Below are 15,994 nucleotides of genomic sequence, written 5' to 3'. Positions count from 1 at the left end.
GCGCTAGTCATGCTCATACTGTTCCGAGAGAAACTGGTTGATCGCGTCGAACGCCTGCAACCGGTTCTTCTCCAGCAGAACCATGTGCGTGCCTTCGCCGATCTCGACCCATCGCCGATATCGCGCCTGTTTCAGTGAGAGGAAGAGGTCCTGTGCCGAGCCGATGGGCACGTCGCGGTCCCATTCGGCGTGGACCAGAAACACCGGCACGCGAATCTCGCTGGGCTCGTAAAGGGCCTTGCCGGCGGCCCAGTACTCGCGGATGTCCAGGATCGGGCCGTTCACGGCACGCATGAGCGGACGAGCTCCTGCGCTGGCCTGTGGGTCTGTTGCGAGCGAGATGTCCGCCCAGAGTTCGAACCCACCTTCCGGGATGAGACTTGATCGCGCTGCTTCCGGTGCTGCCGAAAGCCAGCGCTCCCTGAAGTCCAGAACAGGGACGTGGCGATAGGCCCCGAGGCGGCCGCCCGCATCGATCGGAGCCGGGCCCTTCAGCAACCACAGTGGCGCGACGAGCGCCAGCTTTACGATCTTATCGTTATTGCTTACCGTGTAGGCACCGGCCACAGAGCCGCCCCAGGACATCGCGACCAGATTGAGCCGCGTGATGTTGCGCTGCTTCAGGATGTATTGGACTGCGCTGGCGAGGTCACGCACGCCGACTTCCGTGCGCACAATCGGCTCAGAATCCTCCGGCGGCGCGTCCATTTGGGGCGGACGCGTCGATCCGCCATAGCCGCGCACGTCGAGTGCAAAGACGTCGTAGCCGTGCCCGGCGAGATAATCCATGAAGGAGATGCCATCGAGCGGCACATCGAACAGGCTTTCCGACGAATAGGTCGCGCCGTGCATCATCAGGATGGTTCGCTCGGCGGAAAACGTCTTGAGCGCCGCTGTTCGCTTGTTGCGCAAGTGAAGCGAGATGCCGGCCGTGTCGCTCGGGATCATGAGATCCTCGACCACGATGTCGGATCCGTCTGCCTGCGCGTAAGTTTGCTGGTCCATGATCGGTCTCCTTTATCAGACGAATTGCCAGGCGAAGCGATCGCCGCGGCAGTCGATGCGCCCGACGGACGATTGTGCGAAATGGGTGGTGAAGACGGTTGCGCCAAGCTCGGCTGCGTCCTCGAGGACGGCGGCGCGAGAGCGCGAGGCGGCCTCAGGGAATTCGCAGAAGCAGGAATTGAGCGAAGGCTCATACACCTGCAGTGGATGGTGCATCACGTCGCCGGCAAAAAGCGCCTGCTCGCCGCGGGATACGAGACGGATCGACGCGTGATCGATGCTGTGGCCGGGAGTCGGGATGAAAGAGATGCCCTCAAGGAGCTCGTCGCCATTCACTGCGATGAGCTTGGCAAGGCCGGCCTCGATCACCGGCCGCACACTGTCGTCATAGACGCGGTCGGCCGGCTTGCGCGCCGCCGGGCCGAGCGCCGGGTCGGGGCGGGCTGCCCCTGTGGGCTCCGTGCCCGCCGCGAGGCTCTCGCCATAGGCCTGCTCGATCCCGGAGAAGACGTAGGTTGCGTTCGGGAATGTCGGAATCCAGCGACCGTTGACCAGGCGCGTGTTCCAGCCGACGTGGTCGGCATGGACGTGCGTGAGCAGAACGTAGTCCACCTGTTCCGGGGTGACGCCCGCCGCCGCCAGCCGCGCCAGGAACGGCTCGTTCAGACGATGCAGCGGCGGGATGTCGGGCCTGTTCTTGTCGTTGCCGGTCGCCGTGTCGATCAGGATCGTGTGGTGCGGGGTTTTGACCAGCCAGCTGTGAATGCTTTGAATGAAGGTGCCGGTTGCAGGATCGAACGAGCCCGCCTCGAGCCGGTCGCGATGGCGCTCAAGCGCATCCGGTTCGGCGTCAGGATAGAGGGCGCCGAACTTGAATGCGGCAAGCCGCAATTCATCGATCCGCGTGACGGCTGCATCGCCAACGCGATAGGTTTTCGTCGCTTGCGTCATCAAGGTCCTCCACTCCAGGTCGTGGCTGAGCCGGCCTGATTGCCAGCGCCGCGGTGACCGGGAAGTACGAAGCGCACCACGCCGCCGGGAGGGCCGTGGGCTCGATAGGTCCCATCGACGACGTCGATATCGAAAGGCGGTCAGCCCAGCTTTTCAGACCGCCATTTTGGCTCTACCTCTCTCATCGCGGCTCGTTCGGCCGCGATCATGTGCTTTGAACGGAGGAGGACCGATGCCGGATGCGGAACACGGTCCAGGTCGGCTGGCCGACGACACCGATCTCGCCGAGATCGACCTCGGCCTATTGCTCGCCCTGGAGGCTCTGCTGCGCGAGCGGAACGTCACGCGCGCGGCGTCGCGCCTGAACATCGGTCAGCCCGCGCTATCGGCTCGATTGAACCGGCTGCGACAGGTCTTTGCCGACCCCTTGTTCGTGCCCGCGGCGGCGGGCCGCGGCGTGGTGCCGACGACGAGAGCGGTGGAGCTGCAGGCGGAGCTGGCAGACGTGCTCGGCAAGCTCCGTCGCATGGTCGAGGGACCGGCCGTATTCGACCCGGTCCACAGCCAGCGCACCTTTGTCGTTGCCATCCACGAGAATCCAGCCGTGACGCTGGCGCCCGGATTCGTCGCGCGGTTGACCTCCACGGCCGCACGGGCGCGGCTAGCCTTCGTCCATCCGACGCGCGACGTTGTCGATCGGCTTGAACGGGGCGAGATCGACATTCTGGTGACGGGGGCTGATGGGGCACACGGCGATCTGATGCAGCGCCCGCTTTTCGAGGACAGCTTCCTCTCCGCGCAGCGCAAAGGTCACCCGCGCGGCCACGGGCCGCTTGATCTCGATCGTTTTTGCGCGCTCGACCATCTGTTGATCTCCGCCGACGGTGGCGGCTTTTCTGGTCTGGTCGACGACGCACTCGCCGGGCTAGGCCGTTCCCGACGCGTCGCCGTCTCGATTCAAACCTATGCGCTGGCGCCGGTCATCCTTGCCCACAGCGACTGCATCTGCACCCTTCCGCGACGCTTTCTGATGCGATTTTCCCACGAGCTCGATCTTACATCGCCGCCGCTCGATCTGCCGCCGGCGCGCATCGTTGCGCTGTGGCATCCGCGCAATCAGGAGGACGGAGCTCATGCTTGGTTACGTGAGTGCCTGTACCAAGCGGCCGCCTCCTGATTCGACTTGCCTCAACCGCACCACGTCGCGCATCTAGGCTTGATGATCGTCGGGACCTCTCGATCAGCGGATTCCGTGCCACTATTGTCGAGCGGCGATGGCCGTGATCTCGAGTTTGACGCCAGGACCGAGATCGGCCACGCCGATTGCCGCGCGCGCCGGCAGATGAGCCTCTGCAAAATGCGCCTTCCAGGCCGCATTGAACTCTGCCTTTTCCTTGAGGCTCGCCATGTAGATGGTCACCTGCAAGACGTTGCTCAGATCGGATCCGAGGGTCTTGAGTAACTGCGCCAACTGCCCGAGGACGTCGTTGGCCTGGCCCGACATGTCGAGGCTCGTGTCCTCGGGGACGATTCCACCGATGTAAAGCACGCCATTGTGCTCGACCACTTCGTGGAGCAGACCTTCGTAGGGCAATTCGCGCTTGATCATGACGGGACCGATGTTGTGTGTGACGGGCGGCATATCGCACATTTCAATGTCAGTGTCGTTGCAAGAGATCTCGCGCCAAGTCTTACCGGAAAACGGACCGCACGGCCCCGAATGCAGACGGCTAAGACGTTGAAAATAAAAGCACAAATTGGTCGAAAAATCGCCGCCGGTCGTCCCTGCGAACGTTCGCCAATCTATCTTTGCACGAGCGCCCGGCATTTTCGCCGGCCCTGACCCGACGACATCGAAGCGCGGATCGCTATACTGCGACCCGGGTTATCGGTGCGGCCGGGACAGTGCCGCGACCGGAACAAGGAATGCGACGATGGACGATACGATTGGCTTCCCCGACCCCGGCCTCGACCTGTCCGACGGCTTCAAGCCGCACACCTCGCATTGGGGCGTGTTCTCGGCACGTCAAGGCGAGGCCGGGCTCGAGGTCAGGGCCTATGCGGGCGATCCCGATCCGAACGGCATCATCGGCAATTTTCCCGGCGCGCTGCGCCATCAGGCGCGCATCACCCAACCTGCGATCCGCCGCGGCTGGCTCGAACGCGGTCCCGGTCCGGACGATCGCCGCGGCCGCGACGAATTCGTCTCCGTCAGCTGGGAGAAGGCGCTCGATCTGCTCGGCGACGAGCTGGCACGCATCCGTGAGACGCGCGGCCCCGGCGCGGTGTTCGGCGGCTCCTATGGCTGGTCGAGCGCGGGCCGCTTCCACCACGCCCAGAGCCAGGTGCATCGCTTCCTCAACATCGCTTTGGGCGGCTATGTGCGCTCGGTGAACTCCTATTCCTCCGGCGCGTCCTCGGTGCTGCTGCCGCAGATCCTGGCGGGCTACGAGGACATCACCAAGCGTAACGTCACCTGGGAGCAGATCGCGGCCGATACCGACATCGTGCTGGCGTTCGGCGGCATGGCGCTGAAGAACTCGATGGTCGCAGGCGGCTCGATCAGCAAGCATGTCGAGCGCGGCGCGATGGAAGCTGCGCGCCGCCGCGGCTGCGAGTTCGTCCTGGTCAGCCCACTGCGCGAAGACCTGCCCGTCGAGGCCGGCGCCGAATGGATGACGTGCGTGCCCGGCACCGACACCGCGCTGATGCTCGGCATCGTTCATACGCTGGTCGCGGAAAACCTGCACGACCAGGCTTTCCTCGATCGCTACACCGAGGGATGGCCCGTCTTCCTGCGCTATCTCACAGGCGAGAGCGACGGCCAACCCAAGCACGCCGAATGGGCCGCAGCGATCTGCGGCGTCGACGCAAATACGATCCGCACACTTGCGCGCCGGCTCGCCGGCAAGCGTGCGCTCATTACTGTCTCCCATTCGCTCCAGCGCGCCGAGCATGGCGAGCAGCCGGTGTGGATGGGCATGGTGCTGGCGGCAGCGCTCGGCCAGATCGGCCTCTCCGGCGGCGGCTACGCCTATTCGTTGGGGGCGATCGGCTATTACGGCCGCCGCGTCAACGACGTGCCGGGGCCGACATTGGGGCAGGGCCGCAACGCTGTCCGCGATTTCATTCCGGTGGCGCGCATCGCCGACATGCTGCTCAAGCCCTGCGGCACCTATCGCTACAACGGCGAGACGCGCACCTATCCGGATATCCGCCTCGTCTACTGGGCCGGCGGCAATCCCTTCCATCACCACCAGGACATCAATCGCCTGCGCAAGGCGTTTGCGAAAGTCGACACGCTGGTCGTGCACGAACTCGCATGGACTGCTACGGCCCGGCATGCCGACATCGTGCTGCCCTCGACGATGACGCTCGAACGCGAAGACATCGGCTATTCCAGCAACGATCCCCTCATGGTCGCCATGCACCGGATCGCCGAGCCGTTCGGCCTTGCGCGCGACGACTACGAGATCTTTGCCGATCTCGCCGACCGTCTCGGCGCGCGCGAACCCTTCACCGAGGGGCGGACGTCACGGCAGTGGCTGGAACATCTTTATGAGCCGACCCGCGCCTCGCTCGAAGCGCGCGGTTTGGAGGCGCCGAGCTTCGAAGAGTTCTGGCGGCGCGGCAGCCTGGTCGTGCCGCAGCAGCCTGACGACGGCGGCCGGCTGCGCCGCTTCCGCGACGATCCCGTCAATCACGCTTTGCCGACGCCGAGCGGTCGCATCGAGATATTCTCCGCCAAGATCGCAGGTCATGGCGATGCGGATTGTCCGGGCCATCCGGTCTGGCTGGAGAAGTCCGACATGCCCAAGCCGGGGGCGCCGTGCTTCCTGGTCGCAAACCAGCCGGTGACGCGTCTGCATAGCCAGCTCGATTTCGGTGGACATTCGCTCGCCGCCAAGCATCGCGGCCGCGAGGTCGCGCGCATGAACCCGCGGGATGCTGACGCGCGCGGGATCAAGGACGGCGACATCATCCGGCTGTTCAACGCGCGCGGTGCCTGTCTTGCCGCGGTCCACGTCACCGACGGTATCGCGCCCGGCGTGGTCCAGCTCCCGACCGGCGCCTGGTACGACCCGATGGACCCCGAAGACGACGCGCCGCTCTGCGTGCACGGCAATCCGAACGTGCTGACCCGCGACGTCGGCACCTCGTCCTTTGCGCAGGGCTGCACCGGCCAGCTCACGACAGTCGAGGTCGAGAAGTTCACCGGCAATCTGCCGCCGATCCGGGCTTTCGATCCGGTGTAGAAAAAAAGGGGCCGTCCTGTGTGGGGGCAGGGACGGCCCCGAGTGGCTCGCAGGCCCGGGAGGATGAGGGCGCGAGCGGATGCTTACGCGGCTGCGCTGATCCAGTCCCTCTCCGTCAAAGGATGACGCGGCGGGAGTGCTTGCACCTCTCGCCGTTCGCCCTTGCTGGCGAGGCGCCAGCGTGCCGGGGATTGATCGCTGATGCGCTTGAAGACGGTCGAAAAATGCGCCTGCGTGCTGAAGCCGACCGCAAGCGCAATCTCCGCCAGCGGCCGTTCGGTGGTGGCCAGCAGCGTCTTGGCGTGCTCGATCCGGTGATTGAGCAGATATTCTCGGGGCCGGTAACCGGTCGCGGCGCGGAATTGCGCCGCAAAGTGCATTCTGGACAGGCCGGCGACATTGGCGAGTTCGGACAGGCTAATGCAGCGGTGGAAATGATCGGCGACATATTGCTCGACCCGCCGCAGCCGCCATTTCGGCAAGGCATTGACCCTGGCGCGTGGCAATTCCAGACGTGCGAGATGCATCGCAAGGGTCTGGCCGATGCAGCGCGTGAACTCGTGGTCCGCGGCGTCGCCAAGTTCGATCAGCGCCTTGGCAAGCTCGGCTGCGAGCGGATCGCGCAACAGGACGAGGTCATTCAATCCCTCGGTCCCGGAAAATTGTGCCGGAAATTGATCCGCGGAGATGTAAAAGTGCAAGAAGGCGCATGGCGACTGGAATTGCACGGCGAGGGGCTTCGACGGCGCGGTGAGATACAGTGTGCCCGCGGGCATGGTCCCGTCGAAAATGACCTGGCGATCCCGGGTCAGTTTCGCGCGCGTGGTCTTGAGGGCGATGCCGACGAAATAGCGATCCTCAGGGGTCGTCGCTTCGTGCGACGAGGTGCTCCGCGGGTCTTCCCATCGCGAGATCGCGATGTCCTTGGCGGCCACCCCCGCGCGCGGATCGACCTGACGCCATTGACGCTCGCGAATGATCGCTTGTGTTGCCTGAGGTATCTCGCAATCCCCCGAGGCGCCCGGAAATTCAATCCAGGCATCACTTGCCTGCAAATTGGTCAACATCGTTCGTCCTCTCCGGGCGTTCTCCGCTGTTTGCAACCAGCAAACGCACAAAGCCCTGCTTTCCATGTTGAGAGGATAGGCGTGAGCTGACCTGCAAGCTCGTTAGTGGTGATTAGGATGTGTTAGTTTTTGTGGGAGCGCATCAGGTGCGGCATCCCGTCTCAGGAAGCGTCCTTTTTGTACAATTTATCAGATATTTGCGCATCCCCGGCCCGACATAGGAGAGCGCCGGACATCGCGTGGAGATCGACGCGGCGGCGTGAGTTCCGTGGTTTGCCCTCGCTGGACCTCGCACTGGCGCGGGGTATAGTCGCGCCGCATTTCGATGGAGCGGCCGTCAGGATGAGTCAGAAGTGACCGAGCTCTCGGCAGGACATGGCCCCCGCAGCAGCGACACCGCGGCGATTCTGGATCTCGATGCCGTCGCGTTCGGGCCATTTTCGCTTCGGTCGCGGCTGCTGGAGAAGGATGGCTTGCCGGTCAGGCTCGGCAGCCGCGCGACGGATATTTTGCGCCTGCTGGTCAGTCGCGCCGGCGAAGTGGTCCCGAAGGACGAAATTCTCGGCTATGCGTGGTCCGGACTTTCCGTCGAGGAGGTCAGCCTGCGGGTCCATGTCGCGGAGCTGCGCAAGGTGCTCGGCGATGGAAAGGATGGTGCCCGCTACATCACCAACATCCCGGGCCGGGGCTATTGCTTTGTGGCGCCCGTGCGGCGTGGCGAGCGCGCGGAGGTGGCTACACCGGCGTCGCGTGTGCCTGAAAGGGCCGCGCCGCCACCGTCGCTGCCGCGCCGATTGGACCGGATGGTGGGGCGGGAGGACGCCGTGGCCGAGTTGGCGGCGCGCTTGCTCCGCGATCGCTTCGTCACGCTGCGGGGGCCGGGCGGCATCGGCAAGACCACTGTTGCGACCGCGCTCGCGCACGAGATGTGCGATAGCTTCGACGGCAATGTCCATTTTCTCGAATTCGGTCCGCTCAAGGACGCGGCCCTGGTCGCGAGCACGGTTGCCGCCGCCTTGGGCCTCGTCGTGCACCATGATGATCCCTCGGCCAGCATCGTCAATTTCCTGCGGGGCCGCCGGCTGCTTCTCGTGCTCGACAGCTGCGAGCACGTCATCGAGGAGGTCGCGCGTCTTGCAGAAAACATCTACCGGGCGGCGCCCGGCATCGTCATCCTCGCAACCAGCCGCGAGTCGCTGCTGGTGGAAGGCGAGCAGATTTTCGAGCTCGTTTCGCTTCCTGGTCCGCCGCAGGGCACCCGCCTCAGCGCCGGCGAGGTGCTGGCTTATCCCGCTGTGCGCCTGTTCGTCGATCGCGCCGTCGCGGCCGGGCATCGCGACGACATCACCGACGAGGATGCCGAAGTCCTGGCCCGGATTTGCGGCAAGCTCGATGGCATCGCGCTGGCGATTGAGCTGGCTGCCGCGCGCGTCGGTCTCTATGGACTGCGCGAGATGGCGGCACTGCTCGACAACCGGTTGCAGCTCGAATGGCGCGGGCGGCGAACGGCGCCGCCGCGGCAGCAGACGCTCGGCGCTACGCTCGACTGGAGTTTCGGTCTGATCGGCGAGAGCGAGCGGATCGTATTTCAGCGCCTCGCCGTCTTCGCAGGTCACTTCACGTTGAGGGGCGCGATAGCGATCGCGGCCGGGGCGGCGATGCCGGAGGACCGCGTAGTCGAGGCGCTGGAGCAGCTCGTGGTGAAGTCGCTGGTTTCCACCCAGCCGGACGGCGCATCGCGGCGCTATCGGCTGCTCGACGCAACGCGCGCCTATGCCCTGCAGAAACTGGCCGACGGCGGACAGCTGGCCGAGATCGCGCACCGTCACGCTCTCTATGTTCAATGCACGCTCGAAGCGGGCATGAGGGATAAGGAGGGCAGCAATCATGCCTCACGTTTGCAGGAACGCGCGAGCCTGCTCGCCGATGCCCGCGCGGCGCTGCAATGGGCTTATGCCAACGACGAGGGCGCCGGCTTGCGCGTGCCGCTCGCCGGCAGCTGCACAAGGCTCTTCGTCGAACTCAATTTGCTCAACGAGGCGCGCATCTGGTCCGATCGCGCCCTCGCAATGCTCGACGAGGCCGACCGGGGCGGCGCATGGGAGCTCGAACTTCAGTCGACGCTCGGTCACGCCTTGATGTTCACCGAGCGCAACAGCGAGCAGGCGGAAGCGGCGCTCAGGCGCGGGCTGGAAATAGCGGAAGCGCTTTCCGATCACGCCAACACATTCAGGTTGTTGTCCCGGCTCAACATGTTCTACCGCCGGACCGGTCGCTATCGGCATCTGTTGCCGACTGCGCTTCACGCCGAGCGGATTGCCCGCGTCATCGGCGATACCGCGGGGATCGCCGGGAGCAAAGCGCTGCTCGGCGTGTCATATCACCTCGCCGGAGACCAGGCCGCGGCGCAAGCCCATCTCGACCAGGGCCTGCGCGACGACGCTGCGCTCCGCGGGACCCAACCCGGGCATTTCGCCTATTCACGCACACCGCAGATTCCGCTTGCGCGCGTGCTATGGCTGCGCGGCTTTCCCGATCGTGCGCTTGAATGCATCCGGCCGCTGGTCGGCGCTTCAGCGCCGCATGACGTGGTCATGCATTGTATCGCATTATGCTGGTCCGCTTCGGTGTTCGGCTGGCTTGGCGATTGGTCGTCGGTCGAGGCCATGATCGGTCGTCTGGCCGCGCATGCGAGCATGCACGGACTCGGGCCCTACGAAGCCGTCGCGACGGGTTTTCGAGCGCAGAGCATGATCGCTCGGGGCGAGATCGCCGACGGCGTCGACCTGTTGCGGAGCGCGCTTCCCCGCCTGCGTGCCGATCGCTACGAGCTCTACGCCTCAGCGTTCGCCGCGGACCTGTCTCGAGGCTTGGTCACGTTGGGACAATTGACGGAAGGCATTCAGGTTCTTCACGAAACCATTCTGCGGGTCGAGCAGGAAGGCGGCGCCTTCGACATGCCCGAGCTGCTCCGTCTGCGGGGAGAGCTGGAGGCCCATGGCGGCAATCCCGACGCGGCCGAGGCGGATCTTGTCGCATCGATCTCGCTCTCCGAACAGCAGGGCGCGTTGTCCTGGCGGCTGCGAGCCGAGATGTCGCTGGCGCGGCTTCGAGTCCGGCAGCGTGTGCAAAATCCGCTCGAACAGCTCGCTCAAACCTATGCCCGGTTCACGGAGGGGTTCGAGACCGCCGATCTCATTGCAGCACGGCGCATGCTGAACGAGCCGGCGGCCCGGTGAAGTTCGAAGCGAATCGCGCGGGCCGCTACTCGAAGACGGCGTCAAAGATCTCGACGTCCATCAGTACGGGCTTGGCGACCACTGTTCCGTCGGGCCGCAGCGTCTGCGCGCGTCGGAGCGTCGGCACCACGATGCCGCCGAAGCTGTCATGGGCCCAGGAGTAGTGTGCGACCTTCATCCCGAACAGATCGTGATCGGCCCGCCGTTGCAACGCGTTGTCGTCGAAATAAAAGATCTGCTCGGGCGCGAGCGTGATCAGGCCCGGCGGGAACTGCGCCCGCAACCGCCGCCATGACTCGTTGTTCTCCTGCCACGGCGGCAGTTCCTCCACCACCACGTCGGGATGGGCGAGCAGGAATGGATTGGTCAGATAATTCCAGATCGCGACGCCGCAGAAGAAGACGAGATGCAGTTCGTCCGCCAGCGTAGGCGAACCGGCCTCGGTGAACGCAAGGCTTGGATTGCGCCAGGTCCTGAGGACCTCACCCTCGAGGCTTTCGATCGTGATCGCGTCCGGCTGAAACGAGCCGGAATGTTCCCCTCCGGTGATGCCGGTGAAGCGGACCGACTGCGTGCGGGTCGAGCCCTCCGCCGTCACGTCCTTGAATTCGCTGGCATGTCCGGTGCTGGAGAACAGCGTTCCGGCAACGGAGAGGTGAAGCGTGAACCGGCTCAAGCTATTCCAGCGGGCCATTCCGCCGCTGGCATCAATTACATCGTCAAGAAGCGCCATGTCCCGCCATATCCACCGTGAAGTGCCAGCACCATGGCGGGGCGGATGCGGCTTGGCGTGTTAGAAGTTGTTAGGAGTTGCGAGCGGAAATTCTTGCGGTATCCCGTTGAAGATACACTCAATTCAGCGCCGCAAGGAGCTCCCTGGCTGCGACGAGATCACGGGTCTGGAAGCCCTCCTGGTACCGCGCGACGAGAGGGGCGATCAGGGCGCGCGCGTCTCCGGCTTTTCCGGCCTGGCGCCAGAACCGGCCGAGACTGATTGCCCCCCGCAGCTCCCAGCCGAGCGCACATTGGCGGCGTGACAGATCAAGCGAGTCCCGGAAGCAGCTTTCGGCCTCCGCGGCATTGCCCGATCGGGCGAGGATATCGCCCTTGACCCTCAGCATCTCGGGCATGTCGAAGGATTCGCCATGATCGGGGATCTCTGCGATGGCATCATTGATGGTCTGCAAGGCTTCGTCGGCCTGGTTCTGCGCCACGAGTCCCTCCGCGAGCGCGGTCGCAAACACCGTCGTCATGATCCGGTGTCGCGTTGCGTACAGCGTGGCCTGGCTGCGGCGGAGGTGCTCGATGCTGGCGGTGACGTCGCCGCGGCGAAGCAGCAGCTCACCCTTCTGGCCGATGCCGACCGCATGATAGGGGCCGAGGAAGTGCCGCGCCGAATGATCGATCAGCCGCTCGATCAGGATTTCCGCATTCGCCAGGTCGCCGACCCAGAGGAACACGTAGATGGTCCAGATCAAGGAAATACCGAGAGTGAGCGGTTGCTCGAGCAGCTCGGCTTCGCGAATGGTGTATCGGGACGCCTCGATCGCACGATCGGGCCGGCCGGTGAGCCAAAGCCCGCGCGCGAGCGCCACCAGTGCGACGATGCGGTCGTCATAGCCGAGATGCCCGATATTCAGCCGCTGCGAGCCGGGATTATGCAACATCGCGCTCTCGCAGAGCTGCACCGCCTTGTCCTGGTTGCCGATTAAATGATGGGCGACGCCCAGCATCCATTCGACGTTCAGCGTGCTGGCGGGATCGTTCAGCTTCCGCGCGACGCTCTCGCCCTGTTCGCCGGTTCCGAGTGCTCCGTGAAAATCCCCGACCCTGGTCAGGTAGATGTGTAATCCGCGCAGCAGCCAGAGCTGCCAGTGCAGATCCTGGAGCTCTCGGGCAAGCTGGAGACTGCGCGTGAACGCCGAGCGGACCGCTTCGGTATTGCCCTGCGTGAACATCGCGGAGACGCCGAGCGCGGCGTGCAGGATCATTTCATTGCGGCCATCCACCGCGCTCGCGTCGAGGGACGCCAGCGCCTGCTGGGTCCAGCGGTAGCATTCCGTCAGCAATGTCAGCTCAAGGAAGAACTGGGCTGCCGAAGCCGCGAGATCCACGCCGATCGTTCGGTCCCCGCCGTCCGAAAAGCTCCAGGTCAGCGCGGCCCGAACATTGGGCAGGTGGTCGGCATAGGGAAGAAAGCCGCCGGCACTCTGCATGCCCGTGGATTTGAGCGCAATGTCGCGCAGGAAATCGCGGAAATATTCGGCGTGGGCGCGTGCGACGCGGTCCGCTTCGCCGTTCTCGACGAGCTTGTCCGCGACGAAGGCACGTGTGGTGTCGAGCAGGCGATAGCGCAGCCGCCGCTCCGCAGGCGAGGTCGCGATCAGCGATTTGGAAAGCAGATTGGAGATCGCCTCGGCGGCTTCTGCCTCGCCAATTCCCTGACAGGACGCGACCGCTAGCGCGGCTTCCAGGGTGAACGGCCCGACGAACGTTGATAATCCGCGCAGCGTTGCGCTTTCGTTTGCCGGCAGCAAATCATAGCTCCAGGCGAGCGCCGCACTCAGGGTGTGGTGCCGCGGCACAGCGGTGCGCCGACCGCGCCATAGCAGCGAGAAACGGCTGTCGAGCAGCGAGGCGGTCCCGGCAATGCCGTAGGCGTTCACACGCCCGGCCGCGAGCTCGATCGCGAGCGCGATGCCGTCCAGCCGACGGCAGATCTCGGCGACGAGCGGCGCATCCTCTTCGCTGAGCTCGAATTCGCTCAGGCTCTCTGCAATGCGTTCCACGAAGAGCTGAGTTGCGGGATAGGCAAGGATGTCGGCGATGCCGAGCCCGTCGCGCTGTGGCGGGCAATCCAGTGGAAACAGCCGATGGACACGCTCACCGTCGGCGCGGAAGGATTCGCGGCTGGTGGCGAGAATATGCAGCCCGCCCGCTTCCCGGACGATGCGTTCGGCCAGGGGGGCGAGATCGTCGAGGATGTGCTCGCAACTGTCGAAGACCAGCAGCATCCGCCGGCTGCGCAGGAATGTCAGCAACCCCGGCATCGGGTCGTCGGAATTGACTGTAAGGCCCAGCGCGGCCGCAATCGTTCCCGCAACGAGCCGCGTCTCCCTGAGTGCGCCGAAATCGACAAAACACACCTGGCCGTCGAAGGCCTGGAGTTCGCCATGCGCCACCGCCAGTGCGACCGAAGTCTTGCCGATCCCGCCGGGGCCGACGATCGTGACGAAGCGATGCAAGGCAAGCTCGGCGGAAATTCTCGCGACCGCATCGTCCCGCCCGATCATCTTCGCGAGCGGCGAGGGCAGCGAGCGCGGCGCAGCGACGGGCAGGCTGGTCCGGTTCTCCGATGGGGCAGCCCGGAGCAGCGCGGCCGTGAAGCAATAACCCCGCCCGGGGACGTTGACGACGTAGCGGGAGCCTTCGCCCGGATCGCCCAAGGCCTTGCGCAGTGTCGTGATGTGAAAGCGCAGGCTGCCTTCGTCCACATTCACGTCGGCCCAGACGCGCCGGATCAACTCACGCTTGTCCACGACCTCCCCGGCGCGCTCGGCCAGAAAAACGAGAATATCGAGCGCACGGCCGCCGAGGTGAACCGGGGCGCCGTCCTTCTCGAGCAGCCGCGTCTTTGCGAACAGCCGGAATGGCCCGAAAGCAATGGCCGACTCCTGGTCGTTAGTGTCCGGCACGGGCCAATCATTCCAGTGAGAGCTGAACTCTGCACTTTGATTTAGCAGAAGGGAACCCCGAGTAAACTGGCCGAAAGTGGCGAAATCGCGTGGGGCGCCGGCAATTGGCCGTCGCGCGCGACGATCCGTCGCAAATTGTACTCAAACGCGAGCATCTTGCGAAGCGATAGGGGCAGCCCGGCGGCGTGCTTGACCGCCCAGCTCACGGCTTGGAGTCCCGGTCGTCGCACCCTCATCATAACAAAATCTTGCAACGTCTAACGAGCAATGCACGCGAACTGCATCCAGTATCCGTTCCGAGTTTGACGTTAATTCCAACGGGGAGGCGACGATGTCCGGTATCAACGCTCGGCCGAATGACGACGTCGTTCGATCTCAGCTTGTGGCCAGTTTAGACGATCAGTCGCGTGACTGGCAGCTCGTGCTGCGGGAATCCCACCATCGGATGAAGAACACGCTGACGATACTGGGTGCGTCAGTCCGCCGCGATTTCACCCGGGCAGGCACCAGGGACGTGTCGCTTGCCGCGGACCGGCTCGAGCGGCGCATCGTCGCCTTCGGCAGGCTCTATCAACTCTTGTCCGACAATGACGATCATACGGCGATCCCGGTGGCGGCCTTCTTCGAAAATTTGTGCGGAGCGATTTCCGAGGCCGTGCTGGAGCCCGCGGGCATCCGCTGCGAGGCGGCGATCGAAAACGGGACCCTACCGGCATCGCAATGCCATCGGCTCGCGCTGATGCTGACGGAGCTGGTGACGAATGCGGCCAAGCACGCCTTCCCGAACAGGAATGATGCAATGATCCGCATCGAGATAGCCAATCGTGACGGCGCCTGGTTCTGCACGGTATTAGACAACGGGATCGGCGCGACCGGGCCGCTTCAGGGCACAGGCAGCCGGATTCTCGAAGGACTCGCACGCAGCATTCGCGCCCGGCTGCAGGGCGAGGCGGGAGACGACGGCACACGTGTAACGATCGTGATGCCGATCGCAGCTGCTTGAAGTTCGTCTTCGATCCAACCCAGGGAGTTCGACATGGCCACTACCGAAATCGACCGCGACGCCGCGGCCAAGTCTTCTAAGAACCCTTCCAACAAGTCTGCGAGCAAGCCTTCGACATCGCCTAGAATTGATCAGAGGCTCGAGGTGATCGTGATCCCCGTGTCCGATGTCGATCGCGCCAAGGCCTTCTACGCGCGTCTCGGTTGGCGACTTGACGCCGATTTTGCCTCCGGCAATGACTGGCGCGTGATCCAGTTCACGCCGCCAGGCTCGGCCTGCTCGGTGATCTTCGGCAGGAACGTGACCGCGGCAGCGCCGGGCTCGGCGCGAGGCTTGTACCTGATCGTCTCCGATCTGGAGGCGGCGCGAAAGGATCTGCTCGGCCGCGGCATCGAGGTCAGCGCTCCATTCCATGGTGCCGGCGATGTCCACGCCGGAACCGACGAGCCTTATCTCTCCGGCAGCGTTCGGGTTAGCGGTGCTGACCCGAAGCGTGGCAGCTACGGCTCATTTGCCTCGTTCAGCGATCCCGACGGCAATGGCTGGCTGTTCCAGGAGGTCACGACGCGATTGCCGGGACGGATCGCGGGCGACGGCACGACATTCGCTTCGCAGGCCGCGCTGGCCGCAGCACTGCGCCGTGCGGCGGTGGCACATGGCGAGCACGAAAAGGGGACCGGCGGGCACGATGAGAACTGGGCCGATTGGTATGCCGACTATATCGTCCGCGAGCAAGCGGGCCAGCCGCTGCCATCCTGAGCTGGACGGCGGCTTCTCG

At 64.7% G+C, this 15,994-nt stretch carries 11 protein-coding genes; 5 read left to right on the top strand and 6 right to left on the bottom strand.

Translation table 11 applies throughout. The features are described from left to right. Positions 1 to 3: 3 nt before the first annotated feature. Complete coding sequence (locus tag ABIB80_RS32480; RefSeq protein WP_007601273.1) at positions 4 to 1,005, bottom strand: alpha/beta hydrolase; 1,002 nt, start codon at positions 1,003 to 1,005, stop codon at positions 4 to 6. A gap of 15 nt (positions 1,006 to 1,020) precedes the next feature. Then, positions 1,021 to 1,956, bottom strand: coding sequence for an MBL fold metallo-hydrolase (locus ABIB80_RS32475; RefSeq protein ID WP_007601274.1), 936 nt, complete (start codon positions 1,954 to 1,956; stop codon positions 1,021 to 1,023). Between the two features lie 232 nt (positions 1,957 to 2,188). Between ABIB80_RS32475 and ABIB80_RS32470 the strand changes: the two genes are divergently transcribed. Beyond that, entirely contained in the window at positions 2,189 to 3,133 is a 945-nt protein-coding gene (locus tag ABIB80_RS32470; RefSeq protein ID WP_007601275.1) for a LysR family transcriptional regulator, read from the top strand. 81 nt (positions 3,134 to 3,214) lie between these two features. On the opposite strand, the gene ABIB80_RS32465 is transcribed toward ABIB80_RS32470, so the two are convergent. Next, positions 3,215 to 3,565 carry a RidA family protein gene (locus tag ABIB80_RS32465; RefSeq protein WP_088941402.1) on the bottom strand — a complete coding sequence of 117 codons (351 nt, stop codon included), beginning with the start codon at positions 3,563 to 3,565 and terminating at the stop codon, positions 3,215 to 3,217. Between the two features lie 325 nt (positions 3,566 to 3,890). Here ABIB80_RS32465 and ABIB80_RS32460 point away from each other — a divergent pair, with 325 nt between their 5' ends. After that, a complete protein-coding gene (locus ABIB80_RS32460) occupies positions 3,891 to 6,212 on the top strand; it encodes a molybdopterin guanine dinucleotide-containing S/N-oxide reductase (RefSeq protein WP_354128979.1) in 2,322 nt (773 codons plus the stop codon). Positions 6,213 to 6,295: 83 nt separating this feature from the next. Here the strand turns inward: ABIB80_RS32460 and ABIB80_RS32455 are convergent, their stop codons facing one another. Continuing rightward, positions 6,296 to 7,279, bottom strand: a complete 984-nt coding sequence (locus ABIB80_RS32455; protein ID WP_007601278.1) for a helix-turn-helix domain-containing protein — start codon at positions 7,277 to 7,279, stop codon at positions 6,296 to 6,298. Between the two features lie 353 nt (positions 7,280 to 7,632). On the opposite strand from ABIB80_RS32455, the gene ABIB80_RS32450 reads away from it, so the two are divergent. Next, positions 7,633 to 10,518 carry an ATP-binding protein gene (locus ABIB80_RS32450; protein WP_354128978.1) on the top strand — a complete coding sequence of 962 codons (2,886 nt, stop codon included), beginning with the start codon at positions 7,633 to 7,635 and terminating at the stop codon, positions 10,516 to 10,518. A gap of 25 nt (positions 10,519 to 10,543) precedes the next feature. Here ABIB80_RS32450 and ABIB80_RS32445 read toward each other — a convergent pair whose 3' ends face one another. Continuing rightward, positions 10,544 to 11,251: a hypothetical protein gene (locus tag ABIB80_RS32445; protein ID WP_035994359.1), complete on the bottom strand. Its 708-nt coding sequence runs from the start codon at positions 11,249 to 11,251 to the stop codon at positions 10,544 to 10,546. 118 nt (positions 11,252 to 11,369) lie between these two features. Next, a complete protein-coding gene (locus tag ABIB80_RS32440; RefSeq protein WP_354128977.1) occupies positions 11,370 to 14,213 on the bottom strand; it encodes an ATP-binding protein in 2,844 nt (947 codons plus the stop codon). Between the two features lie 331 nt (positions 14,214 to 14,544). On the opposite strand from ABIB80_RS32440, the gene ABIB80_RS32435 reads away from it, so the two are divergent. Beyond that, positions 14,545 to 15,216 (top strand): sensor histidine kinase, encoded by a 672-nt coding sequence (locus tag ABIB80_RS32435; RefSeq protein ID WP_354128976.1) that lies wholly within the window; start codon positions 14,545 to 14,547, stop codon positions 15,214 to 15,216. 33 nt (positions 15,217 to 15,249) lie between these two features. Further along, positions 15,250 to 15,975, top strand: a complete 726-nt coding sequence (locus tag ABIB80_RS32430; protein WP_007601285.1) for a VOC family protein — start codon at positions 15,250 to 15,252, stop codon at positions 15,973 to 15,975. Positions 15,976 to 15,994 lie beyond the last annotated feature (19 nt).

Origin of the sequence: Bradyrhizobium sp. i1.15.2 (assembly GCF_040548425.1) — a bacterium.
GTDB lineage: Bacteria > Pseudomonadota > Alphaproteobacteria > Rhizobiales > Xanthobacteraceae > Bradyrhizobium > Bradyrhizobium canariense.
The sequence above is the reverse complement of the archived record's forward strand: the minus strand, read 5'-3'. Positions and strand labels throughout refer to the sequence as shown.

What these genes read in the sequence shown, in the direction of transcription:
- ABIB80_RS32480 (WP_007601273.1), bottom strand. Translation starts at nt 1,005, where the DNA reads ATGGACCAGCAAACTTACGCGCAGGCAGACGGATCCGACATCGTGGTC.
- ABIB80_RS32475 (WP_007601274.1), bottom strand. Translation starts at nt 1,956, where the DNA reads ATGACGCAAGCGACGAAAACCTATCGCGTTGGCGATGCAGCCGTCACG.
- ABIB80_RS32470 (WP_007601275.1), top strand. Translation starts at nt 2,189, where the DNA reads ATGCCGGATGCGGAACACGGTCCAGGTCGGCTGGCCGACGACACCGAT.
- ABIB80_RS32465 (WP_088941402.1), bottom strand. Translation starts at nt 3,565, where the DNA reads ATGATCAAGCGCGAATTGCCCTACGAAGGTCTGCTCCACGAAGTGGTC.
- ABIB80_RS32460 (WP_354128979.1), top strand. Translation starts at nt 3,891, where the DNA reads ATGGACGATACGATTGGCTTCCCCGACCCCGGCCTCGACCTGTCCGAC.
- ABIB80_RS32455 (WP_007601278.1), bottom strand. Translation starts at nt 7,279, where the DNA reads ATGTTGACCAATTTGCAGGCAAGTGATGCCTGGATTGAATTTCCGGGC.
- ABIB80_RS32445 (WP_035994359.1), bottom strand. Translation starts at nt 11,251, where the DNA reads ATGGCGCTTCTTGACGATGTAATTGATGCCAGCGGCGGAATGGCCCGC.
- ABIB80_RS32435 (WP_354128976.1), top strand. Translation starts at nt 14,545, where the DNA reads ATGTCCGGTATCAACGCTCGGCCGAATGACGACGTCGTTCGATCTCAG.
- ABIB80_RS32430 (WP_007601285.1), top strand. Translation starts at nt 15,250, where the DNA reads ATGGCCACTACCGAAATCGACCGCGACGCCGCGGCCAAGTCTTCTAAG.